The 22,892-nt window shown below is 66.3% G+C and carries 17 protein-coding genes; 12 read left to right on the plus strand and 5 right to left on the minus strand.

Annotated features, from left to right (window positions below; translation table 11 throughout):
• Positions 1–24 precede the first annotated feature (24 nt).
• Positions 25–1,278 (minus strand): cytochrome P450, encoded by a 1,254-nt coding sequence (locus NL2_RS04805; RefSeq protein ID WP_068072338.1) that lies wholly within the window; start codon positions 1,276–1,278, stop codon positions 25–27.
• 248 nt (positions 1,279–1,526) lie between these two features.
• Between NL2_RS04805 and NL2_RS04810 the strand changes: the two genes are divergently transcribed.
• Both NL2_RS04810 and NL2_RS04815 read left to right on the plus strand, forming a co-directional pair.
• On the plus strand, positions 1,527–2,252 hold the full coding sequence (locus NL2_RS04810; protein ID WP_068072341.1) for an ester cyclase: 726 nt from the start codon (positions 1,527–1,529) through the stop codon (positions 2,250–2,252).
• A 9-nt stretch (positions 2,253–2,261) separates the two neighbouring features.
• The gene (locus NL2_RS04815) at positions 2,262–3,308 is read left to right on the plus strand and encodes an aldo/keto reductase (RefSeq protein ID WP_068072344.1); all 1,047 of its coding nucleotides are present in this window, start codon (positions 2,262–2,264) and stop codon (positions 3,306–3,308) included.
• Here the strand turns inward: NL2_RS04815 and NL2_RS21725 are convergent.
• The 3 genes from NL2_RS21725 to NL2_RS04825 are packed head-to-tail and all read right to left on the minus strand — an operon-like array spanning position 3,272 to position 6,613.
• Positions 3,272–3,673 carry an NAD(P)-dependent oxidoreductase gene (locus NL2_RS21725; RefSeq protein WP_084355877.1) on the minus strand — a complete coding sequence of 134 codons (402 nt, stop codon included), beginning with the start codon at positions 3,671–3,673 and terminating at the stop codon, positions 3,272–3,274. The genes NL2_RS04815 and NL2_RS21725 overlap by 37 nt on opposite strands.
• Before the next feature lie 29 nt (positions 3,674–3,702).
• Positions 3,703–5,166 (minus strand): acyl-CoA reductase, encoded by a 1,464-nt coding sequence (locus NL2_RS04820; RefSeq protein ID WP_068072347.1) that lies wholly within the window; start codon positions 5,164–5,166, stop codon positions 3,703–3,705.
• A 4-nt stretch (positions 5,167–5,170) separates the two neighbouring features.
• On the minus strand, positions 5,171–6,613 hold the full coding sequence (locus NL2_RS04825) for an acyl-CoA synthetase family protein (protein ID WP_068072350.1): 1,443 nt from the start codon (positions 6,611–6,613) through the stop codon (positions 5,171–5,173).
• A 186-nt stretch (positions 6,614–6,799) separates the two neighbouring features.
• On the opposite strand from NL2_RS04825, the gene NL2_RS04830 reads away from it, so the two are divergent.
• From NL2_RS04830 to NL2_RS04875, 10 genes are all read left to right on the plus strand, one after another.
• The gene (locus NL2_RS04830) at positions 6,800–7,756 is read left to right on the plus strand and encodes a LysR family transcriptional regulator (RefSeq protein ID WP_068072353.1); all 957 of its coding nucleotides are present in this window, start codon (positions 6,800–6,802) and stop codon (positions 7,754–7,756) included.
• A gap of 207 nt (positions 7,757–7,963) precedes the next feature.
• Positions 7,964–8,860 carry a LysR family transcriptional regulator gene (locus NL2_RS04835; protein WP_068072356.1) on the plus strand — a complete coding sequence of 299 codons (897 nt, stop codon included), beginning with the start codon at positions 7,964–7,966 and terminating at the stop codon, positions 8,858–8,860.
• An 80-nt stretch (positions 8,861–8,940) separates the two neighbouring features.
• Complete coding sequence (locus NL2_RS04840) at positions 8,941–10,182, plus strand: amidohydrolase family protein (protein ID WP_068072359.1); 1,242 nt, start codon at positions 8,941–8,943, stop codon at positions 10,180–10,182.
• Between the two features lie 12 nt (positions 10,183–10,194).
• Positions 10,195–11,751, plus strand: a complete 1,557-nt coding sequence (gene mhpA / locus NL2_RS04845) for a bifunctional 3-(3-hydroxy-phenyl)propionate/3-hydroxycinnamic acid hydroxylase MhpA (RefSeq protein ID WP_068072362.1) — start codon at positions 10,195–10,197, stop codon at positions 11,749–11,751.
• A complete protein-coding gene (locus NL2_RS04850) occupies positions 11,748–12,671 on the plus strand; it encodes a VOC family protein (RefSeq protein ID WP_068072365.1) in 924 nt (307 codons plus the stop codon). The genes mhpA and NL2_RS04850 overlap by 4 nt, the downstream gene beginning before the upstream one ends.
• Positions 12,671–13,504 carry a fumarylacetoacetate hydrolase family protein gene (locus tag NL2_RS04855; protein ID WP_068072368.1) on the plus strand — a complete coding sequence of 278 codons (834 nt, stop codon included), beginning with the start codon at positions 12,671–12,673 and terminating at the stop codon, positions 13,502–13,504. Before NL2_RS04850 ends, NL2_RS04855 begins: the two co-directional genes overlap by 1 nt.
• A 25-nt stretch (positions 13,505–13,529) precedes the next feature.
• Positions 13,530–15,905, plus strand: a complete 2,376-nt coding sequence (locus NL2_RS04860) for a TonB-dependent receptor (RefSeq protein ID WP_068072371.1) — start codon at positions 13,530–13,532, stop codon at positions 15,903–15,905.
• A gap of 56 nt (positions 15,906–15,961) precedes the next feature.
• Positions 15,962–16,798 carry an alpha/beta hydrolase gene (locus tag NL2_RS04865; RefSeq protein WP_245647572.1) on the plus strand — a complete coding sequence of 279 codons (837 nt, stop codon included), beginning with the start codon at positions 15,962–15,964 and terminating at the stop codon, positions 16,796–16,798.
• Between the two features lie 43 nt (positions 16,799–16,841).
• Positions 16,842–18,161, plus strand: a complete 1,320-nt coding sequence (locus NL2_RS04870; RefSeq protein ID WP_068072376.1) for a family 1 glycosylhydrolase — start codon at positions 16,842–16,844, stop codon at positions 18,159–18,161.
• 90 nt (positions 18,162–18,251) lie between these two features.
• On the plus strand, positions 18,252–21,596 hold the full coding sequence (locus NL2_RS04875; RefSeq protein ID WP_068072378.1) for a glycosyl hydrolase: 3,345 nt from the start codon (positions 18,252–18,254) through the stop codon (positions 21,594–21,596).
• 6 nt (positions 21,597–21,602) lie between these two features.
• Here NL2_RS04875 and NL2_RS04880 read toward each other — a convergent pair whose 3' ends face one another.
• Positions 21,603–22,871 (minus strand): MFS transporter, encoded by a 1,269-nt coding sequence (locus NL2_RS04880; protein ID WP_068072380.1) that lies wholly within the window; start codon positions 22,869–22,871, stop codon positions 21,603–21,605.
• Positions 22,872–22,892: the final 21 nt, after the last annotated feature.

The following is a 22,892-nucleotide window of genomic DNA, read 5'->3' on the forward strand; positions in this document are numbered from 1 at the left end:
GCTGCGGCTCGTCCCGAATTTGGTTCAGGCGATCTTGAACCGCGTCTTGAGATGGTGCGGACCGCGTGCAAAGTACGAGTCCAGCCACTCGACATCGTCCGAAACGGGATCGAGTATCGCGAAACGGCTGAATGCCACTTCAAGCGCCGACTTGGCTTCCATCCGGCTGAGGTTGTTGCCGAGGCAGAAGTGAGGGCCTTGGCCGAACGACATCAGCGGGCTGTTGATCTTGCGGTCGATGTCGAACGTGTCGGGATCGGGATAGCGGGTTTCGTCACGGTTGGCCGACGCGAGCAAGGGCATCACGGTCGAACCCTTGGGAATCTTGACGCCGCCCAGTTCGGTGTCCTCCATCGCATGGCGGAAGATGATCTGCACCGGCGGATTGTACCGCAGCACCTCTTCGATTAGGCCCGGGATCAGCGACGGATCCTGGCGCACGCGAGCATACGTTTCCGGATGGCGCTTCAGCTCGATCAGCACGGTGCCGAGCAAGTTGGTGGTCGTCTCGACGCCGCCGATCAGCAGGAGGATCGACATCTGGATGACTTCGATCCGCGACATCCGCACGCCATCGATCTCGGCCTGGATGAAATCGGAGATGAGGTCGTTCTGCAGATCCTTTGCGCGCTCGTCGTAAAGCTCCTCGAAGAATTTGCGGATGCTGTCGGAGCTTTCCTGGATTTCAGCGAGCCGCTCAGGACCATACGCGGCACGATTTGCGGCGGCGAGGACGTTGTCGACCCAGATCTTGAAATCTGCGCGCCGCGCGGTCGGTACGCCGAGGACCTGCGCGATCACCGTGACGGGGTACAGCGCACAGAATTCGGTTGCCCAGTCGATTTCACCCTCAGTGCCGTGCTCGGCCACGATGTCGTCAATCAGGGCGTTGGCGACTTCGTACGTGCGATCCGTCAGCGTCTTGATCTTGGACGGCACGAATGCCTTGTTCGCCAGCTTGCGCAAATGGATATGGCCCGGAGGGTCCATCGATATCATCGGCGGCACTTCGGGCACGGGATCGAATTCGCCCAGCAGCGCCGGCCAGAACATCGACGAGCTGAACAGCTTTCCGTCCTTCAGCAGCTTGTCGACGAGATCGTAGGTGGCAACGCCATACGCCTGCAATGATGGCAACCATTGCACCGGAGAGTTCTTCCGCAGCTCGGCATAATAGGGATAAGGTTCGCTTTTCACCGCCGGATCGAGCGGATCGTAAACGAGCGGGGTATCCTGCTCCAGCGCGCTGATGGCGTCTTCCTGCGATGCCACGGTCATACTCATCTCTCTCCGCTGGCGAATGCCCGGTCGCTTGCCGGCATCACTTCTGGTTGCAACGCTATACGCACGCGCCTTCATGCCGAAGGGCCGCACGTGCCACCTGGTGTCTCATGGTGCCAGCGCCCGCAGTTGGCACGTATTGCCGGGACTTGACCGTTTCGGCTCTGGCCGGGTGCGCATGGGTTGGTCATCATGCGCCGGGCAAGCAGGGCGAACACGCCCGCGTTATCCGGAAGAGGGCTCCCATGCACATCCTTTACGCCAGCCTTGTCGGCGATGAGCACCTGACCGCCGCGCAGCGGCGCACGTTGGGCGAAATCCGTGCCGGCCAACCCCTGAGCATGTCCGATGGCTTGACCTCGACGGGTGCCGGCAGCCGCCGCCAGCACAAGAATTTCCAGTCCGCGCAAGACTGGGTCTCCGCCTTTTTCGACAAGGGTGCCGAAGAAGTGCTCGGATACTACGCAGACGATTTTGTCTGGGAAGACATCGAGTTCATGCAGACCATCACGACCAAGGAAGACCTCTACAAGGCCTTCGTGGTGTTCAACAATTCGGGCCCTGAATCGCCCTTCGGCGTGCATAAATTCCAGGTGCTGACGTACGATGGTGGCCCTTCGGGCGAATCCAGGGGGGTCAAGGCCAGCGGACCGATGCCGGCCGATTGGGAAGGTTACGAGGCGGACTATAACCGCTTTGCCAACAACATCTTCCTGGGCGCCAATCTGGATTATGACGAGTGGGGCTACATGCAGTGGATCTGGAAGGCGACGCATAACGAGGATTTCTTCGGGATGCCGGCAGCCGGAAAAACCACCGTCACGCGCGGCACGACCACGCAGATGTACAAGAACGGCAAGATCGTTCGCTGCCGCACGCACTGGAACTTTCGCGAATTTGCCATGCAGCTCGGCATCATTCCCCCGCCGGACGAGGCGTGGCGCAACAATCCCGGCCTGAACGCGCACTAGGCCGAAGCCATGCGCTACACGATCCTCGGCAGAAGCGGCCTGCGGGTCGCCAAGATCGCGCTGGGCACGATGACATTTGGCCCCGGGGCGGAGTGGTCCCGGACCGAAGCCGAGTCGGCGGCGGTCTTCGATGCGTATGCCGAGGCCGGCGGCAATTTCATCGACACCGCCAACATGTACACCGGTGGAGAGAGCGAGCGGATCGTCGGTCGGCTGGTCGCCCGGGACCGGGAGCGCTTCGTCGTCGCGACGAAGTACGGCAATGCCGTCCCCGGGGCAGGAGATGCCAATGCGGCGGGCATGCATCGCAAAAGCCTCAGGCAATCGATCGACGCGAGCCTGAAGCGGCTCGCGCTCGATTACATCGATCTGTTCACGGTGCACTGGTGGGATTTCACGACCCCGATCGACGAGGTGCATCGCGCGCTCGACGATGCGGTGAGCGAAGGCAAAATCCTGCACATCGGCTTGTCCGACGTCCCGGCATGGGTCGTATCCCGTGCGCAGGCGCTGTCCGATCTGCGCGGTTGGGCGCCAATCGCCGCAATGCAGCTGGAATATAGCCTGGTCCAGCGTTCGATCGAGCGCGAACATTTGCCGCTCGCCAAAACGTACGACATCGGGATCACCGCCTGGTCGCCTCTGGCGGGCGGCATCCTGACGGGGAAATATACGCGCGGCACGCCGGGCAGCGGCGGCAACCGGATGGATTCGATGCAACTCCAGCCGCTCGACGACAGGAACCGCCGCATCGCCGAAAAGCTGGACGCCGTCGCGGACCGGCTTGGCGTCAATTCATCCCGGGTGGCACTCGCATGGACGATTGCCAAAGGTATCATCCCGATTGTCGGCGCGACCCGGCCAGAGCAACTGCGCGAGAACCTCGCCGCGCTCGATCTGGATCTCGACGGTGCGACCATGGCCGAGCTTGACGCTGCGAGCGCGATCGATCTCGGCCATCCTTACCAGATGGTCGGTTGGGAGATGCAGATGGCCTTGGGCTATGGCGGGATGTTCGATCAGTTGCAGATTCCGGGATACCCGTTTCCGCGATAGGCCGGTTCAATCCACTTGCCGCGGAAAGTCGATCTGCGGGTTGAGCGCGGTCGCGGGCAAACGTCCCGCGACCACATCGCGGATATTGGTGCAGCTTCATCGATGATGGCCCCGCGTGACACGTTGATGAGCAAGGCGCCCGGCTTCATCGCCAGCAGCCGGTCGCGATCCAGCAAGTGGAGCGTATGGGTCGTCCAATCGCGACCTCGATTACAAGCGGATGATGAGCAGACCGTGTACCGGGCTCTGTCAGCCCAATTGCACCGATGGTCTGTTGTCGCGGGCTGGGCGACCTGAATGGCCTGCCCCCGCAAGCCTGCCAGCCCGTTCGGCTCCTTCAACGCATGGCCCGAGGTGATCCGCATGGGTGGCCATGATGGACGGGCGCTTCCCCTCAGCCTGCGGTTTCGGCAAGTTCGTTGCGCTGCCGGCAGTTCGCGGTCGGGGCGTCGTCGTGAACTTCGTCGGTTATCCAGCGGCACATGCGGCGCAGCGGTTCCATCCCATCGTGCGGGCCGGCCATCGCCGCCTTGCAGGCATAGCCGAGCGAGACCACCCGCTGCGCCCCGTTGAACACCAGTCGATCGCGCAGCCGCGTCTTGAGATGTTCGGGCCAGATGCCAATTGTCTGGGTGTACGACGTGACCGAGCGCACTGCGATGTCGAGATCGTCGACGGGCACGAGGTTGGCGACCCGGTTGTTGAGCATCGGCGCGAAATCGACCGGCTCGTCGATTTGCGAGACGATGACCGCGCCTGCCGGCCCGCCGCCCGTGACGGCATGGTCGAAGCTGGCCATGCGCAACGCCTGCAGTTCTTCGGCCAGCGCGCGGTCGATGGGGGCAGGGCCGCTGGTGCCAGCAGGCAGCGCCTGGATTGCTTCGAACACCATTTCGCCAAAGCGGTTGGCACGGGCGAGACCGGCGCGGTCGATCCCGCATTCGAGGTAGGTCACGCGGGAGTTGGCGCAAGCCTGCTGGTTGAACGTTGCGATGTCGAGTGCCAGCCGCCCGGCGACGTCGCGCATCGTTGCTTCGTCGGCAAAAGCCTCACGCCCCACGATCGAGGACGACAGCTTGGGGTCCATCGTGATCAGGTCGATGCCCGGCTGGATGTACTTCGCGATGTGCGCGATCGAAGCCTGCCCGCCCCACGCGATGATCTTGTCGATGCGGTCGGGGCGATACAGTTCGTCCTCCACCGCGCTGTCGCCACCTTTCCAGTATCCGACAGACAAGTGCCGCGTGACCGGGTGGTCTGGGTCGAGCGCGATCATCGTGCGCGCGATCGCGACCGCCGTCATCGGGTCGTTCGACGGGGTCTTGAAGATCGCGTCGCTGCGCGTGATCGCGTTGCGGATCACCCCCAGCGCCGACGGCATCGGCACGTTGCCCGCCAGCACATGGACCGCCCGTGCGCCGAAGGCGCGGATGTTGCAGGTGGAGCCGTTGGCCATCCGGCGCGGCACCCATCCGTCCAGATAACGGATGCCGATGGCATTTTCGGCCAGTTCCCGGATGAAATCGGCCGCGAACAGCGTGTCGAGCGATCCATAAAGCTGGCGCACGATCCCCTCGCTCAGCCCCGACGAGCGGATCGACAGGTCATAGGCTTCCTGCAGGAACGGGTTGCGATCGAGCACCAGTTCGCGGCCCACGGCGGCGAGGAACGCGATCACCTGTTCGGTCGAAAGCGCGTGGATATCGGCCAGTTCGCCCGCGTCCGACAAGGGCAGCGCGGTGATGTGCCTGCGCACGTCGGGGGTGGAAAATTCGGTGCCCTCGCGGCGTGCGCCAAAGGTAAGGTCGGCGCCCGCGATGATGCGGCCACGGATGATCAGCGGGACGTGGGTCGTCATGATGTCAGCTCCCCGCCTTGCTCATGAAGTCGAGCGCGCGGTCGTTCAGGCCCGGTGCGCCGGCGCAGGTGATCTTGTCGTCGCCGCCACGGATCTCGCTGTAGCGGCGGATTTCTCCGGCGATGTAGGCGCCCCGCCGGCCGCAGCCGCACGGCGTCGCATCGCCGAAGTCGAGCGTGACTTCGTCGCCGGTGAGAAACCCGCCCCACCGCGTTTCACAGGCGATGTCGAGGATGCCCAGCCGCCCGGTCTGCCGGCCCTTGCGCGGCAGCGGCACGCCGCTGTCGGGATCGACCAGATACGGGATGAGGTTGGGGACGATGTGGTAATGGCCGTGCGGGCACATCAGCGTGATCGCCGAAGCGGCTTCGGACATGCCGTATCCCTGGGCGGGGAAGGGCAGGCCGGTGAACCGTTCGACCTGTTCGCGATAATCGTCCGGCAAGTTCTGGCCCTTGGCCCCGCCGGCGACGAAGAAAATGCTGTCGCGCGCGAACAGGCCTTCCAGCCCGCGCGCCAGCCCCTCGACCGCCACGCCGACCGTCGGCGGCAGCACGCCTTTGAGAATCACGCGCTGGCCGCGATAAGTGTCGTTGAGCGCGTCGAAGAAGGCCTCGCGGTGGCGCGGGGCTTCCTCCTGCTCGCGCAGGAACGCCTCGCGCCGCGCCATCAGGCCCGGCGACAGCGCCACCCGGCCGACCGCGCCGCGCGCCTGCGCACCCTCGAGCCGCCCGGCAAGCGAGGCCATGTCGGCGCTGATCCGCCCCGGATCGAGGCACAGCACGCGGTTTTCGCCGCCGCCGTAGAAATGCTCGATGATCGCCGCGACCGATCGCGGAAAGCTTTGCGAGCCATGCCGATAGCCGAACGCGATCAGCGGCAGGTCGCCGAAAGTGGCGCCGTCCCGCGCGCCGGGCTCATTGCCAAACGGCTCCAGCGCGCGGGCAATGCCCCTGACCGACGTGATCGCCTCGGCGCGGCTTTGCGGGATGAACGAGAGTTTGCCCGTGGTGCCCGACGAATGGCGCACGCGCAGATCGGTCTGCGTGTCGAACCGCTCGATCCAGTCGTCGATGCTGTCGCACCCGTCGCAGTCCACGGCGGCGGTGTCGATGGCGGTCAGCGAACCCAGCCAGCGGCTCATCTGATCGTATCGGCCCTTCTCGATACCGGAGAGCGGATAGGACTTGTATATCGTGTGTGGAAACAGCAGCAGTGCACCGTCTTCGATCCGTTCGATCCGGCTGAGGTTCTGTTCTTCTGCGAATCGGGCGAGAACCGGGATGCGGTGGACCAGATCGTCGAACCGCTGCTGCAGGCCGCGCAGCTGAATGACGTCGAGATCGGCCTGCGGGATGGAGAATTTAGCGGTCAGTGGCAGATCGACCAGCGTGGCTGGATCGTCGCTCATGGTGGCAGCCTCGCGCGGTTCGATCTGGGTCGCCATCGGTTCGTCTCCTGGCCCCCGTCGACTTGTGCGGGGGTGTTGCTGGAACCAAGGCTATGCCGCGCTGATCGCCCCGACCAGTGACGATTGCGCAAGTACGATATGCACGAAAATCATACGCTGGCATATCACACCCTGCTCGCGCATGATCGACCGGCGATTCTGCGAGGCAGGGAGGGATGAACGATGCGCGAAGTGCGGCTGTCGTCGATCGATCTCAACCTGCTGCTCGTGTTCGATGCGATCATGATCCACGCTTCGGTTTCGGCTGCGGCGGATCAACTGCACCGTACCCAGTCGGCGGTAAGCCATGCGCTGGCGCGGTTGCGCACGATCATCGGTGATCCGCTGTTCGTACGCACGCCCGGCGGCATGGTGCCGACCGCATACGCCAGCGCGATCGCGCCGCGCATCCGCTCGGCCTTGTTCGAAATCCAGGACGCGTTGGTCCCGCAGGAGGCGTTCGACCCGGCAAGGTATCGCGGGACGATCGCGGCGGGGATGACCGATTACATGGCCTACTTGCTGCTGCCTGACCTGGCCGCGCGACTGGCACAAGCCGCGCCGGGACTGACGCTCGACGTCGTGCCCTGTTTTGCGCGCGCGTGCGCCGCGCCGCTCGACGATGACCGGATCGCGCTGTTCGTGGGCAACGCGCCACCCGACCTGCCGCCGTGGCTGGTTTCCGCGCCGCTGTACCAGGAACGACAGGTTTGTGTCGCGCGGTGCGGCCACCCGGCAATGGCCGGAAACCTCTCTGTGGACATCTTCCTGGCGCAGCGCCACGTGGACGTCTCTCCATGGGGCGATGCCGGATATGTCGAGGCGGCGCTGGCCGGGCTGGGCGTGGAGCGGCAGCTGGCGGTGACGGTTGGCAGCTTTCTCGCGGTCGCGCCGGTTCTGGAACGGACCGACCTGTTGGCCGTACTGCCCGAGCGGCTTGCCCGGCGCATGGCGCAAAGCCATGCGCTTGCCGTTGCGCTGGTCCCGTTCGACCTGGGCATCTCGCCGATAGGGCTGACTTGGCACCGTCGGCTCGACCGCGACTTGCGCATAACCTGGCTGCGCGAAGAGATCGCTGCGATCCTGCTTGCGGACCACGATCCGTTGGCACGATCAACGGACCCATCGCTCACGCGCTGAGCCATTCACCACGGCAATGTGTGCTTCACCATGCCCCGTCCTTGCCAGCGGGCCAGAGCCCGGTCCGCTACTTCAACGCATCGCCCGAGGTGATCCGCCTCGTGGTCATGAAGCAAGTGCGCTTCGCCCGGAAATTTCAGGAACTGCATGGCTGGTGGCATGGCCATGGCTATGGCGGGCGCGCTCGATCTGCGCCAAAGCTGAGTGATGATCGATCCGCGCGCGCTCAGGACCTTTCTCGCGGTGTGCACCGCGCGGTCGATCAGCGGCGGTGCGCGGCTGCTCAACATTTCTCAACCGTCGGTCTCGAACGCGATCGCGCAGCTGGAGCAGTCGGTCGGCGCGGCGTTGTTCGAACGGTCGCGCGCGGGTGTGGTCCTGACCGCAGAAGGCGAACTGCTGCTGCGCCGGGCCGAGGCGATGGACAGCCTGTTGCGCGAAGCGAGCGAGGAAATCCGGCTGGTGCGCGAAGGCGTGGCCGGGCCGCTGCGCGTGGGCGGCACGCCAGGGGCGCTGGTCAGCCTGCTGCCCGATGCGGTGCGCACGCTCGAACAGCGTGTCGGGCGGTTCTCGCTGCATGTGGTCGAACGTCCCGACCATGATCTGGCGGCGATGCTGGTGGCGGGCGAGATCGAACTCGCGTTCGTCACCACCGGGATCGAGGAACTGCCCGATCATCTGGAGGAAACGACCTTTTCGCGCGACCCGTTCGCGCTGATCGTCGGTCCGCAGAACGCCGGGCTGCCCGACGCGGTGTCGCTGACCGAAGTCAGCGCGATGAACTGGGTTCTGCCCGCCGCGCGCGGGGCGTTCCGGCGCCAGATCGATGCGCTGTTCATGGCCGCCAACGTGCCGATCCCGCACGACAGCATCCGCTGCGATTCGCTGCTGTCGACCAAGGCGATCGTGCGCGGCAGCACGCGCGTGACGATCCTGCCGATGAAAGTGGCCGCCGCCGAACTGTCGATCGGGGTGCTGCGCGCCATCGCCATCCGCGAGGCGGGATTTTCGCGCAGCATCGGCGTGCGCAAACTCAAGGGCGCGCGCCCTTCGCGGCTCGCCAACTTGCTGCTCGATATCCTCATCCATAGCTCCGAGCTATGACGTTACCAAAAATCATTATTTTTCTTTGCATCGAAGGTGGCGCATTGAGGTCGGCATAAGACAAGCTTGGGAGACCGGCAGTGCGCCAGCTGATCCGCAACATTTCGATCTTCGACGGCACCGGAGCGGCTCCGTTTGCGGGCGCTGTGCTCGTCGAGGATGACCGCATCGCTGCGGTCCTGCGCGATGACGCCGCCATCGCTTCCGCCACCGCCGACACGGTGATCGACGGGCACGGCGGCACGCTGATGCCCGGCTTGGTCGATGCGCACACCCACCTTACCTGGGGCTCGTCGGTCGAGAAAATCTACCACCAGTTCATCCTCCCGCCCGAGGAGCTGAAGGTCGCGGCATGGCGCAATGCGCGCGTGCTGCTCGACCACGGCTTCACCAGCGCCTATTCCGCCGGCGCGCTGGGTGACGGGATCGAGACCGAGCTGGCGCGCGCCATCGACGCAGGACAAACACCGGGGCCGCGCCTCATCCCCTCCACGCTCGAACGCAGCCCCGAGGGCGTCGAGGGCGTGGAAACGGGCGACGTGTTCAACGGCCGCGGGCCCGATGCGATGCGCGCGTTCATCGCCTATTGCGCCGCCGAGGGCGTGCGCTCGGTCAAGCTGGTGATCTCGGGCGAGGATGCGCTGAAACCCGGCTCGGCGCAGGACATCATCTACACCGACGCGGAAATGCAGGCGGCGGGCGAGGCGGCCCGCGACGCCGGGCTGTGGATCGCGACGCACGTCTACACCCCGCGCGCGATCGCCATGGCGCTCGAGGCTGGCGCGCGCATCCTCTACCACTGCTCGTTCGCCGACGCGGCGGCGATCGATGCGATGGTCGCGAACAAGGACACGATCTTCTACGCGCCGGGGCCGGGGGTTTCGGTCGCCGCGCTCGAAGCCTCGCCGCCGCCGCACATCGACATGAGCGCGATGAAGGCGAGCGCGGCGCAGCGGCTCGAGCTTGAGGCCAGGCTCGTGCCCGAACTCAGGCGGCGCGGCGTGCGCGTGCTGATCGGCGGCGACTACGGCTTCCCGTTCAACCCCAATGGCCGCAACGCGCGCGATCTGGAACATTTCGTCACGCACTACGGCTTCACCCCGGCCGAAGCGCTGAGTTCGGCGACGATGCTCGGCGGCCAGCTGATGGGGCAGGGCGACGAACTCGGCCTCGTCCGGGAAGGCTTTATCGCCGACCTGCTGCTGATCGACGGCGACCCCACGACGGATGTCACCATCCTGCAGGATGCCGCAAGGATCGCGATGATCATGCAGGGCGGGCGGCTCCACAAGGCGCCCGCCAGCCAGCCCGTGACCGCCTGACAGGATCGACGCATGTTCGACGTGGCGATCATCGGCTGTGGGCCGACAGGGGCTTTTGCGGCCAATCTCCTTGGCAAGGCCGGGCTTTCGGTGCTGGTGCTGGAGAAAGAGGCGCGGCCTTATCCGCTGCCGCGTGCGGTGCATCTCGACCACGAGATGATGCGATTGTTCCAGTCCGCGGGCGTCATCGACCGGGTTGAACCCGACATGCGCGACACCGAAGGGCACCTGCACGTCGGCGCGGACCACGGCGTGATCCGCTACATGGGCACTGTGGGCAAGCCGCGCCCGTTCAGCTGGTCGAACGACTATTTCTTCTTCCAGCCCGAACTCGAGGACCACTTGCGCGACGCGCTGGAAGCTTACGCCAACGTCGAAGTCCGGCTAGGCACCGCGTTCGCGGGGCTGGCGCAGGACGCCGATGGCGTGACGCTCGACCTGACGACGGCTGCGGGCAACGAACATATCCGGGCGCGCTTCGTGATCGCCTGCGACGGTGCGCGCAGCGCGGTGCGCAAGGCGCTGGGCGTAGAACTCGACGATCTCGATTTCGACGAGCCGTGGCTGGTGGTCGATGCTGAAGTTGATGGGCCGGTGCGGTTCCCCGACCTGTCGGGGGTGCCCGCTGCAGCCAACCTGCAGACGCTGTCGGTGATGGTGTGCGATCCGGCGCGGCCGACCACCGTGGTGCCGGGGCGCGGCAACCATCGCCGCTGGGAATTCATGCTGCTGCCGGGCGAAGACGACCAGGCGATGATGCGGCCCGAAGCGGTGGCGGCCTTGCTCGCGCCCTATCTCGACGGTGTGCCGCACGAGATCGTGCGCGCGACGACCTACCATTTTCACGGGCTGGTGGCACAGCAATGGCGCAAGGGGCGCGTGTTGCTGGCGGGCGACGCGGCGCACCAGACGCCGCCGTTTTTCGGGCAAGGCATGTGCCACGGGCTGCGCGACATCGCCAACCTGGCGTGGAAGCTGCCGCTGGTGCTCGACGGTTCCGCCCCGGAGTCCCTGCTCGATACCTATCAGGCCGAGCGCGATCCGCATGTCCGCGCGGTGATCTCGGCGGCGGTGGCGACGGGCCGCTACATCTGTGTGCTCGACCCGATGGCGGCGGCCACGCGCGACGAGACGATGCGCGCCGCCGCGAAGGATCGTGAGTCCGGCACGGCGGCGGACCTGATCCCCGCCATCGCTACCGGCATAGTCGCCGCCGGCACGCCTGGCGCGGGCGATCGCTTTATCCAGCCGCGCGTGGGCGGGCGGCTGCTCGACGACGTGACGGGCGCTGGCTGGCGGCTGTTCACTGCGGTTCCGGCCCCGATCGACATCGCTGCTCGGGGCGCTGCGACGGTCATCGATCTGGCCACGCTGGATGATGGCGGCGCGGTGGCGGGGTGGCTCGAAGAGCGGGGCGTGGCCGCCGTGCTCGTCCGCCCCGATCACTATGTTTTCGGCACCGGACAGCCTGCCGCGCTGATCGCACAGCGCGACGCGCTGCTGGCCCGCGCGCCGCACGGATTGGCCGGACCGGAGCCTGTGGCCGCGCATCAGGGAGCATCGTCATGAAACTGCGCAGCATCGAACTGGCCCTGCCGCACGCGGTCGAGGCTGCCGCGTTCCTCACCGACATCTGGGGCATGGCACCCGCCGGGGCGACCGCCGGAACGTATTATCTGCGCGGATCGGGCCCGTTCCCGTATCTCGTCGCCCTGGCGGAATCGCCCGAACCATTCGTGCAGTCCACAACGTTCGTGTGCTCTGCCGAGCGGCTGGAAACGCTGCGCGCATCCGTCACCGCCGCAGGCCTTCCGGCGCGGGCCGTGACCTCGCAGGATCCCGGCGGCGGCCATGGCATCGAGGTCGAGCTGGCCGAGGGCGAGTTGTTCCGCTTTCTGGCCGACGCCGCCGAAGTCGCGCCAGTCGTGGGCGCTGACCTGCCGGTCAAGCTGACCCACGTGGTGTTCAATTCCGCCGATGCCGAAGCCACCGCCACGCTGGCCGAGCAGGCGTTGGGCTTCCAAGTGTCCGACCGGACCAAGGGCATGGTGTTCGTGCGCTGCAACGCGTCGCACCACTCCACCGCGTTTGCGCGCGCCGGGTTCGCCAGCCTCAACCATGTCGCGTTCGAGATGATCGACATCGATGCGGTGATGCGCGGCATCGGGCGGCTGCGCGACAATGGCATGGCGCCCGCATGGGGGCCCGGCCGCCACGGCCCCGGCGCCAACGTGTTCGCCTATTTCATCGCGCCATACCTCCCGGTGATCGAGTTCTCGACCGCGGTGGAACAGGTGCCGGAGGACTACCGCACCGGCGTGCCCGAGGACTGGACCTGGCCCGCCAACCGCATCGACCAGTGGGGCATGTCCGACAAGGATTTCGCCGGGCTGCGCGTGGCTGAGGAACTGTTCCGCCACCGTCGCACGTGGGAGCCCGACCCGCTCCACTCCAGCCCGCTCCATTCTGCCAACGAGGAAACCGCCTGATGCGCTATGTCAGCTTCCGCCGCGCCGATGGCACCGATGGCTTCGGCCGTCTTGATGGCGACGCGATCATCGACCTCACGACCGCAGGTGGGCCCCAGACGCTGAAGGCCGCGCTGGCGGCAGGGTCGCTCGCCAGCCTCGCGGATGGCGCAAGGCTTGCCCGCGCCGACGTGGCGCTGCTGCCGGCCATCCCCGACCCCGCCAAGATCCTCTGCGTCGGGCTCAACTATGCCACCCACGTCGCAGAAACCGGGCGCGACCAGAAGGACTACCCGGCGATCTTCGTGCGCTACCCGGACAGCCTGGTCGGCGATGGCCAGCCGATCGTGAAGCCGTCGGTGACCGAGCGGTTCGATTACGAGGGCGAACTGGCAGTGGTCATCGGCAAGCCGTGCCACAAAGTCGCGCGCGCCGATGCGCTGGAATACATCGCCGGTTATGCCGCGTTCAACGATGGATCGGTGCGCGATTGGCAGCGCCACAACATCCAGTTCACGCCGGGCAAGACATTTCCGCACAGCGGCGCGTTCGGCCCCGCGCTGGTCACGCCTGACGAGGTCGGCGACATCGCCGCGCAGCGCGTCGTCACCCGCCTCAACGGGCAGGTGGTGCAGGACCAGCCGGTTTCCGACCTGATCTGGAACATCGCGTTCGTGATCGAATATATCTCGGCGTTCACGCCGCTCGGCCCCGGCGACGTGATCGCTACCGGCACCCCCGGCGGGGTCGGCGATAAGCGCAATCCGCCGCTCTACATGCAGGCCGGCGATACGGTCGAGGTGTCGATCGGCACCGTCGGCACGCTGACCAATGCCATCATCGACGAAATCTGAAAAAGACAATCGGGAGGATTACCCCATGACCACGCACATCACCGCCCGGCGCATCGCGCTGCTGACCGGCATCGGGCTGGCCGCGCTCGCCACCCCCGCGCTGGCGCAACAGGCACCGGCGCAGGACACCTCGCAAGCTGCACCGCAAGCCTCCGACGTCGCCACGCTCGCGCCCGGCGACATCGTCGTGACCGCGACGCGCCGGTCCGAACGCCTGCAGGACGTGCCGATCGCGGTGTCGACGATCAGCGCCGACCAGATCGCCAAGGGCGGCTTCCAGAAGCTGACCGACCTGCAGTACCAGTTCTCGGGCCTGCAATACGGCACCTCGCCCAATGATTCGGGCTTTCGCATGCGCGGCGTCGGATCGGCGGGCGGCTTTGCCAGTTCGTCGGAACAGAACGTCGGCACCGTGATCGACAATGTGGTCATCCCGTTCGGCAACCCGGTCAACAGCCTGGGCGACCTTGAGCGCGTTGAAGTGCTGAAGGGGCCGCAAGGCACGCAGTTCGGCAAGAACGCGTCGTCGGGCGTGATCAACATCACCACCGCCAAGCCCAGGTTCGACGCGATCAGCGGCAAGGTCTTCGCGTCCTACGCCGAGCTCAACGAGCTCAACGTCAATGCCGCGATCAACGTGCCGCTGTCGTCGAACGCGGCGATTGCGGTGTACGGCTACTACCGCAAGAACGACGGCTTCCTCCACGATGTGCCGCTCAACGTCGATTGGGGCGACGAGAAAAGCTACGGCGGGCGCGCCAAGCTGCTGTGGGAGCCGACCAGCGACCTGTCGATTTACCTGATCGGCGATTATTCGCGCACCACGCGCAACAGCCCCGGCCAGCTGTGGACGCTCAATGCGCTGCCGTCCGATCTGGCGTTCAACCCGCTGATGGGCGTGCGCTTCGCCAATCTGGGCGCGCTGGGGATCACGCCGGGGTTCTACAACCAGAAGTCGGCCGAGGAATATCCCGGTTTCGCTGTGGAAGCCAACTTCGGCGGCTCGCTCGAGATCAACTACGGGCTGTCGGGCGGGTTCAATCTCACCTCGATCACCGCGTATCGCAAGTTCGCCGACGGCAAGAACAACTTCGCGATCGACGGCACCAGCTTCCCGGTGTTCACCGCGCAGCAGGACGGCACGCCGCAGACGTTCGTGTCGCAGGAACTGCGGCTGACCTCGCCCAAGGGTAGCGCGTTCGAATTCACCGGCGGCGTCTATGGCTCAATCCGCAAGGTGGGCGACAACAGCCACTTCAGCCGCGCGCAGTTGCAGCCGGCATCGCCGTTCCCGGCCGGGCCCGGCGGCAGCCAGCTGATCGTCGACATCTCGGGCGGGCAGAGCAACACCCAGACGCGATCGGCCTCGATCGCCGGGTTCGTCGACGGGCGGTTCCACGTCACCGACCAGCTCTCGCTGATCGGCGGGGCGCGGTACCAATACGACAAGGTCACTTCGCGGTTCTTCTCGATCATCGACCCCGCGTTCGCGCCCGGCAGCTTCTCCGCCGCCGGGTTCGTGGTGCCTTATGCACCGACTGCGCTGAAATCGGGCGAAGTCGGCAAGGGCGGCTTTTCCGGCCGCGCCGGGCTGGAATACAAGATCAGCCGCGACCTGATGCTGTTCGCCACGGTGGCGCGCGGTTACCTTGGGCCGACGGTGACATTCTCGGGGCTGACCGGCACGCAGTCCTCGGTCAACCCGCAGACGGTGCGCGACGTGACCGTGGGCATCAAGTCGCAGCTGTTCGATCACGCGGTGACGTTCAACGCCAACGTGTTCTTCGACCAGTACAAGGATCTGCAGACCTCGGTGTTCAACGGGGTCGAGTTCCTGACGCAGAACGCCGGTGGCTTCCGCGCCAACGGGTTTGAGGCCGATGCGGCATGGCGGGTCAGCCCCGAGCTGACGTTCACCGGCAGCTTCACCTATTCGGACACCCGGTTCACCGATTACGTCACCTCGTGCCCCGCCGTGGCCAAGGCGGGTTACACCTGCTTCACCGCGTCGGACGGGGTGACGCAGCTGGTGCAGGCCAAGGGCGAGCCGCTGTCGGGCGCGCCCAAGACCAGCGCGACGTTCGGTGCCGACATCCGCCTGCCGATCAACGACACGCTGGTGTTCGACTGGTCGGCGAATGCCTATTACCGCAGCCGGGTGCAGTACGATGTCGCCAATGCGATCTCGTTCCAGAAGGGCTATGCCACGATCGGGCTGAACACCGGGATCGGCCCCGCCGACGGTCGCTGGCACGTGGGCGTGTTCGCGCGCAACCTGCTCGACCAGCGGTTCCACGCGGCGGTGATCGGGCTGCCGTTCGCCGATGCCGGGGCCGAAGTGAACTGGCTCACGCGCGAAGGCCGGCGTACGATTGGTGGCAGCATCGAGATGAAGTTCTAAAGGGGGCAGGCGCAATGACCGGGGGCACACCAGGACGGGCGGAAGCAAGGGCGGCGATGGCCGCGCTTGGCCAAGCTCTGAGCCCCGACGTGTTGCAGGCCGTGCGCGCGCTCTACGATGCCGAGCAACGGCAGCTGGCCGAGGCCGTCCCCGTCGCGGCGGCCGACCTGGCTTACGGCCCCGATGCGCGCCACCGGCTCGACATATACGGCGGGGCCGCCCATGAATTGCGCCCCGTGCTGGTATTCGTCCACGGCGGCGGGTTTCTGAAAGGTGACAAGGGCGGCGTCGACAACTGGCAGAACGCCAATGTCGGGCGCATGGCGGCGGCGCTGGGGTTTGTGGGCGTGGTGATCAACTACCGCCTCGCGCCCGATCACGGCTGGCCTGCCGGGGCCGAGGATGTGGCGGCGGTGGTCGCCTGGCTGCGCGAAAATGCTGCGCAGCATGGCGGTGATGCTGCACGCATCGTGCTGCTGGGCACGTCGGCTGGCGCGGTCCATGTTGCGGGCTATTTGAAGGCCGCTGGCGACAAGGCGCCAGGTGCCATTCGCGGCGCGGTGCTGCTGTCGGGGCTTTATGGCACCACCCCGCTCGATGAACGCGACGTGCTCTATTACGGCGATCCGGCGCTCTATGCCGCCCGCATGCCGCGTGAGGCGGTGGTGGCCACAACGCTGCCGCTGCTGATCGCCTGCGCCGAATTCGATCCGCCGCGCTTCCAGCGTGAATTCCTCGATTTGCTGCGCGACCGGCTAGCCCTGCACGGGACCATGCCGCGTGGCGTTATCCTGTCGGGTCACAATCATTATTCGATGGCGATGCACCTGGGCACCGCCGACCGGCGGCTTGCCGATGAAATCGGCGCCTTCGTGCGCGAATGCTGCGCCTAGACAGCACCCTTTCCGGAGAGAGCCAAACCATGATTGCCAAACCATGATAGACCGCCGTTCCCTGCTTGCCGGTTCGATGGCGCTGGCCGCCACGCCGGCTGCCGCCAAAGTCGCGAAGTTGTCGGGCCGCGCGCCCGACCCCGCGTTTCCAAAGGGCTTCATGTGGGGCGCGGCGACGGCGGGGCACCAGGTCGAGGGCAACAACACCAACAGCGATTGCTGGCTGCTGGAAAACATCAAGCCGACGCTGTTCGCCGAACCCTCGCGCGATGCCGCCAACAGTTTCGAGCTGTGGGCGACGGACCTCGATCTGGCGAAAGCCATGGGCCTCAACGCCTATCGCTTCAGCCTGGAATGGGCGCGGATCGAGCCCGAGCAGGGGCTGTTCTCCCTTGCCATGCTCGATCACTACAAGCGGATGATCGCCGGTTGCCGCGAGCGCAGGCTAACTCCGGTGGTTACCTTCAACCACTATTCTGCGCCAATCTGGTTCGCGGCGATGGGCGGGTGGACCAACCCGCGTTCGCCCGACCTGTTCGCGCGCTATTGCGAACGCGCGGCGCGCGCGCTGGCCGCCGACATCGGGTATGCGACCACGCTCAACGAGCCGAACATCATGAACATTCTGCGCGTGGTGCTGCCCCCGCAGGTAATCTCGGCCCAGCGCGCCATGCTCGAAGCGGCGGCCCAGGCGGTCGGCACGGCCAAGTTCGCGGCGGGCAACGCGATCGACATCGACGACATCGACACCGCGACCGTCCACCTCCTTGCCGGACACAAGGCCGGTCGCAACGCGATCAAGGCCGTGCGGCCTGACTTGCCGGTGGGCGTCAGCCTGTCGATGTTCGACGATCAGGCGGCGGGCAAGGGCTCGATCCGCGATGCGATGCGCGCGAAACTCTACGGCCCGTGGCTCGAAGCGGTGCGCGGCGACGATTTCCTAGGCGTGCAGAACTACGAACGCCAGGTCTGGACCGCCACCGGCAAGCTGCCCACGCCGCCGGGCGTGCCGGTCAACTATTCGGGCTCGGAAGTCTACCCGGCCTCGCTCGCCAATGCGGTGCGCTATGCCCACGCGGCGACCGGCGTGCCGATCTTCGTCACCGAACACGGCGTGGGCACGTCAGACGACACCGTTCGCGCCAACCTTATCCCCGCCGCGCTCACCGAACTGAAGCGGACGATGGACACCGGCGTGCCGGTGATCGGGTATATGCACTGGTCGCTGATCGACAACTTCGAGTGGATCTTCGGCTACAAGGTCAAGTTCGGGCTGCACAGCTTCGACCCAGTGACATTCGCGCGCACGCCCAAACCGAGTGCGGCAATTTATGGCGCCATCGCCCGGCGCAACGCGGTCTGACAAAAAACGACGGGCGACGTGCGGCCTGCCGTCGGGCTAGATCGCCAGAACAGAACACCAGCATACAACACCCGAGAGGATCGCTTTTCCATGATGGCCAAGTCGTTTCGCCTTGCCGCCTTGCTGGCCTGCGCTGCGTCGGTATCGGCTCCGGCCTGTGCCGACACGCTCGACGACGGGTTCGCCAATCCGCCGCAAAGCGCGCGCCCGCGGGTGTGGTGGCACTGGATGAACGGCAATGTCACACAGGACGGGATCGACAAGGATCTCGCGTGGATGCAGGCGACCGGCATCGGCGGGGTGCAGAATTTCGACGCCAACCTGATGACGCCGCAAATCGTCAAGCAGCGGCTGGTGTTCATGACGCCCGAATGGAAGGCGGCGTTCCGCCACGCGGTCGAGGTCGCCGATGCCAGGGGGCTCGAATTCGCCATCGCTGCCTCGCCCGGCTGGAGCGAGACCGGCGGCCCGTGGGTGAAGCCCGAGGATGCGATGAAGAAGCTGGTGTGGTCGCAGACCGACCTCGCCGGTGGGCAGCGGGTGACGGGCGCGCTGGCCGCGCCGCCTGCGACCACCGGCGCGTTCCAGACCGCCGCGTTTCGCGACGCGATCCCGGTCGGCCCGCCGGGTGCGCCGCCGCCACAGTTTTACCGCGACGCGGTGGTGCTGGCGTTTCCGCTGGCGGTCGCACCGCTGCCGCAACCTGTGGCCAGCATCGATGGTGGCGCAGCGATCGCCGCCGCGCCGCTGCTCGACGGCGATCTCGAAAGCACGGTCGAGGTGCCCAAGGGCGATGCGACACACCCCGGCGCGATCGTGCTGGATTATGGCCGTGCGGTCACGATCCGATCAGCCAGCGTATTTGTGCCCGGCGCGCGATCGGCGTTTGGCAACTCCGCACTCCAGCCGGTGCTGCAGGCCGACACAGGCGGTGCGTGGCGCACGATCGGATCCGTTGCGCTGACCGAGGCGACCACGACCATCGCCTTTCCCGCCGTCACCGCGCGGCGTTTCCGGCTGGTGCTCGCGGCCAATCCCGATAGCGGCAAGCCCGTGCTGGGCGACAGCGCTCCCGGCGCAGTCGCGTTCGACATCTTCGGCAAGCCCCCCGGCGCGACCGTGGCGGTCGGCGCGTTCAGCCTGTCCGCCGAAGCCAAAGTCGACCGGTTCGAGACCAAGGCGGGCTTCACCGTGGCGCTCGACTATTACAAGCTGGGGCAGGGCGATCCCGCCGCCGCCGCAATCGATCCGGCGAACGTCATCGACCTCACCAGCCATTTGCGCGCCGATGGTTCACTCGACTGGACCGCGCCGCGCGGGACCAACTGGCGCATCGTGCGGCTGGGCTATGCGCTAACCGGCACCACCAACCACCCCGCCACCGCCGAAGCGACCGGGCTGGAGGTGGACAAGTACGATGCCGCCGCCGTGCGCCGCTACCTCGAAACCTACCTCGCGATGTACCGCGACACGGTCGGGCCGGACCTGATGGGCGCGCACGGCATCCGCGCGTTGCTGACCGACAGCATCGAGGTTGGCCCGTCGAACTGGACGCCGAACCTGGTCGCGGAATTCAAGGCGCGGCGCGGCTACGACCCCGTGCCGTTCCTGCCTGCGCTGACCGGCGCGGTGATCGGATCGGCGGCGCGCAGCGAGGCGTTCCTCCACGATTTCCGCCTGACGCTGTCCGACCTGATCGCCGATGCGCACTACGGCACCGTCGCCAGCGTCGCGCACGAGCATGGTCTGAAACTGTATGGCGAGGCGCTGGAGGACCAGCGCCCGGTGCTGGGCGATGATCTGGCCATGCGCACCCACGCCGACGTGCCGATGGCCGCGCTGTGGACGTTCAATCGCGGATCACCGCCGCGCCCGACCTTGCTCGGCGACATGAAGGGTGCGGCGTCGGTCGCGCATATCTATGGCCAGAACACGGTGTCCGCCGAATCGATGACCGCGGCGTTTTCGCCGTGGGCTTATGCTCCGGCGGACCTCAAACGCGTCATCGACCTCGAGTTCGCCTCGGGCGTGAACCTGCCGATCATCCACACCTCGGTCCACCAGCCGGTCGATGACAAAGTGCCCGGGCTCAGCCTGATGATCTTCGGGCAATACTTCAACCGGCACGAAACCTGGGCCGGGATGGCGCGGCCGTGGATCGATTACATCGCGCGCACCGGCTTCCTGCTGCAGCAGGGCCACGACCATGCCGACATCGCCTGGTTCTATGGCGAGGAGCAGCCGATCACCGCGCTGTTCGCGCAAGGCGCACCTGCCGACCTGCCCAAGCGGTTCGCCTACGACTTCGTCAATGCCGACATCCTGGCGCATAAGCTGACCGTCGCGGACGGCAGGCTCGTTGCCGCCAGCGGGGCGAGCTATCACGCGTTGTACCTTGGCGGATCGAGCCGGATCATGACGCTGGCCACGCTGCAGCGCATTGCCGCGCTGGTGGAAGGCGGGGCGACCGTGATCGGGACGAAGCCGGAAAGTTCACCGGGGATGGTGGACGATGCGGTTGCGTTCAAGGCGCTTGCCGACAAGCTGTGGGGTGGCCAGCCGATGACCACGTTGGGCAAGGGCCGGGTGATCGTCGGCGGCGATCCCGAAACGGCGCTGATCGCCAGCGGCGTGGCGCCGGACTTCGCGGTTTCGGGCGACGCGGCGGACAGCGACTATCGCTTCGTCCACCGCACGCTGCCCGACGGCGAGCTCTATTTCGTCAACAACCGTCAGAACCGCGCCGAACATATCGAGGCGCGCTTTGCCGTATCGGGCCGCCAGCCCGAGATCTGGCGCGCGATCGGCGGCACGCGCGAGGCCGTGTCCTACCGCATCGAGGGTGGGCAAACCGTGGTCCCGCTCGACGTCGGGCCCGAGGATGCGTTCTTCCTGGTGTTCCGCAAGCCGGCGACGGCGCCGGGCATGAACGTGGCGCCCCCCGTGCCGCACATCGTCCAGACGCTGAGCGCGCCGTGGACGGTGGCGTTTCAGCCCGGTCGTGGCGCTCCGGCGCAAGTGGCGATGCCGGTGCTCCAGCCGCTCGACACCTCGTCCGATCCCGGGGTGCGCTATTTCTCGGGTACGGCGACCTATTCCAGCAGCTTTACCCTGGCGAAACTGCCTCCGGCGGGCGCGCCGCTGTGGATCGATCTGGGCGCCATCGGCGATGTCGCGCAAGTCAGCGTCAATGGCCAGCCTGCGGGCACGACGTGGTTCGCGCCCTACCGGCTGGACATTGCCAGACTGGCGAAGCCGGGGCGCAATACCATCACGGTCAGTGTGGCCAATCTGTGGGTCAACCGCCTGATCGGTGACGCACAGCCGGGCGCGAAACCGATCACGTTCACCGCGCTGCCGACCTACCGCCCCGACGCGCCGCTGCGCCGGTCGGGGCTGATCGGCCCGGTCACGTTGCAGACGGCGGGGCACTGAGCGGGATCAGGCCACGCTGCGCTCGGCCTCCAGCTGGTCGAGCGACTTGCCTTCGTTGCGCGGCGCCCAGGCCAGGCCGATCAACCCGCTGACCACGAGGAACCCGGTGAGGATCCATGCCAGCGTGGTGAAATCGGCCGAGGCCAGCGCGGGCACGGCCAGACTCCACAGGCCCAGCCCGATCCGCACTACGGCGAACGTCACGCCTTGCGCGGTGGAGCGGATCGCGGTGGGAAACAGTTCGGCGCTCCACAACTGGAAAAAGCTTTGCGCGCCAAAGCCGCCGGCGATGCCCATGATCGCGATGTGGATGATCACGATCGGCAGGGTGAAGCCGAACACCGCCAGCAGCGCCATGCCGAACACGTGCAACGCCGCCGATATGCCGAACAGCGTGCGCTGGTTGACCTTGTCGGACAGCGTCATGAAGATCGTCAGGATCGAGACGATGCCGATGGCGAAGTAGCTCGCCGGAACGACGGTTTCGGCCCAGACCGGCAGGTGGTTCTGCCGGATCAGGTACGGCGTGAAGAAGCCGTTGTAGCCCGCCCACAGGTTCCAGAAGCCGTACATCGTGATGAGGTACAGCGTCGACTTGATGTACCGGGCGCTGAACAGTTCGCCCCAGTCGATGCCGGTCCGATCCGTTCCCCGCGTCGCCCGGCTTTCCGCCCAGCGCTGCGATTCCGCCATCCGCGAGCGCAGGAAGGTGAGCGCCAGCGCCAGTACGGCCAAGTGGATGAACAGCCAGCGCACGCCGTCGATCCCGAACGGTTTCAGGAAATAGGCCGCGCCCAGCACCATCACCGGGCCGAGATACCACAGCACTTGCGCCACGCCCGAATGCGCGCCGCGCTTCGTATCGGGGGCCTGTTCGGCGATCAGCGACCAACTGGCGGGAATGTCCGCGCCCACCGCCAGGCCGACCAGCAGGAAGCCGAGCACGATCATCCACGCCGCGTGCGCAAAGATCAGGAACAGCATGCCAAATGCGTAGAACAGCATGTCGTACTGGTAGATCGTCTTGCGGCCCAGCCTGTCGCACAGCCAGCCGCCGAAAAACGCGCCGATCCCGGCCGAAATGGCATTGGCGCTGAACGCCGCGATCAGGCCGATGAAACTGTCGGACAAGTGGTAGATGTCCTTCCACAGCGCCAGCGCGACCGAGCCCGAAACGATCGAGCCCGAATCGATGTAGTTGGCCAGACCCGCGAGCACGGTATTGCGCCAGTGTTCGCGGCTGCTCATCGTGTCGGGATGGATTGGGGGTGCCATCGGGTCAGGTCCTCGTCTTGT

The organism is Novosphingobium lentum NBRC 107847 (assembly GCF_001590965.1).
GTDB lineage: Bacteria > Pseudomonadota > Alphaproteobacteria > Sphingomonadales > Sphingomonadaceae > Novosphingobium > Novosphingobium lentum.

Excerpts from the sequence above, each read along its gene's own strand:
- NL2_RS04805 (WP_068072338.1), bottom strand. The coding sequence starts at position 1,278 with ATGACCGTGGCATCGCAGGAAGACGCCATCAGCGCGCTGGAGCAGGAT.
- NL2_RS04810 (WP_068072341.1), top strand. The coding sequence starts at position 1,527 with ATGCACATCCTTTACGCCAGCCTTGTCGGCGATGAGCACCTGACCGCC.
- NL2_RS04815 (WP_068072344.1), top strand. The coding sequence starts at position 2,262 with ATGCGCTACACGATCCTCGGCAGAAGCGGCCTGCGGGTCGCCAAGATC.
- NL2_RS21725 (WP_084355877.1), bottom strand. The coding sequence starts at position 3,673 with ATGCGGATCACCTCGGGCCATGCGTTGAAGGAGCCGAACGGGCTGGCA.
- NL2_RS04820 (WP_068072347.1), bottom strand. The coding sequence starts at position 5,166 with ATGACGACCCACGTCCCGCTGATCATCCGTGGCCGCATCATCGCGGGC.
- NL2_RS04825 (WP_068072350.1), bottom strand. The coding sequence starts at position 6,613 with ATGGCGACCCAGATCGAACCGCGCGAGGCTGCCACCATGAGCGACGAT.
- NL2_RS04830 (WP_068072353.1), top strand. The coding sequence starts at position 6,800 with ATGCGCGAAGTGCGGCTGTCGTCGATCGATCTCAACCTGCTGCTCGTG.
- NL2_RS04835 (WP_068072356.1), top strand. The coding sequence starts at position 7,964 with ATGATCGATCCGCGCGCGCTCAGGACCTTTCTCGCGGTGTGCACCGCG.
- mhpA (WP_068072362.1), top strand. The coding sequence starts at position 10,195 with ATGTTCGACGTGGCGATCATCGGCTGTGGGCCGACAGGGGCTTTTGCG.
- NL2_RS04850 (WP_068072365.1), top strand. The coding sequence starts at position 11,748 with ATGAAACTGCGCAGCATCGAACTGGCCCTGCCGCACGCGGTCGAGGCT.
- NL2_RS04855 (WP_068072368.1), top strand. The coding sequence starts at position 12,671 with ATGCGCTATGTCAGCTTCCGCCGCGCCGATGGCACCGATGGCTTCGGC.
- NL2_RS04860 (WP_068072371.1), top strand. The coding sequence starts at position 13,530 with ATGACCACGCACATCACCGCCCGGCGCATCGCGCTGCTGACCGGCATC.
- NL2_RS04865 (WP_245647572.1), top strand. The coding sequence starts at position 15,962 with ATGGCCGCGCTTGGCCAAGCTCTGAGCCCCGACGTGTTGCAGGCCGTG.
- NL2_RS04870 (WP_068072376.1), top strand. The coding sequence starts at position 16,842 with ATGATAGACCGCCGTTCCCTGCTTGCCGGTTCGATGGCGCTGGCCGCC.
- NL2_RS04875 (WP_068072378.1), top strand. The coding sequence starts at position 18,252 with ATGATGGCCAAGTCGTTTCGCCTTGCCGCCTTGCTGGCCTGCGCTGCG.
- NL2_RS04880 (WP_068072380.1), bottom strand. The coding sequence starts at position 22,871 with ATGGCACCCCCAATCCATCCCGACACGATGAGCAGCCGCGAACACTGG.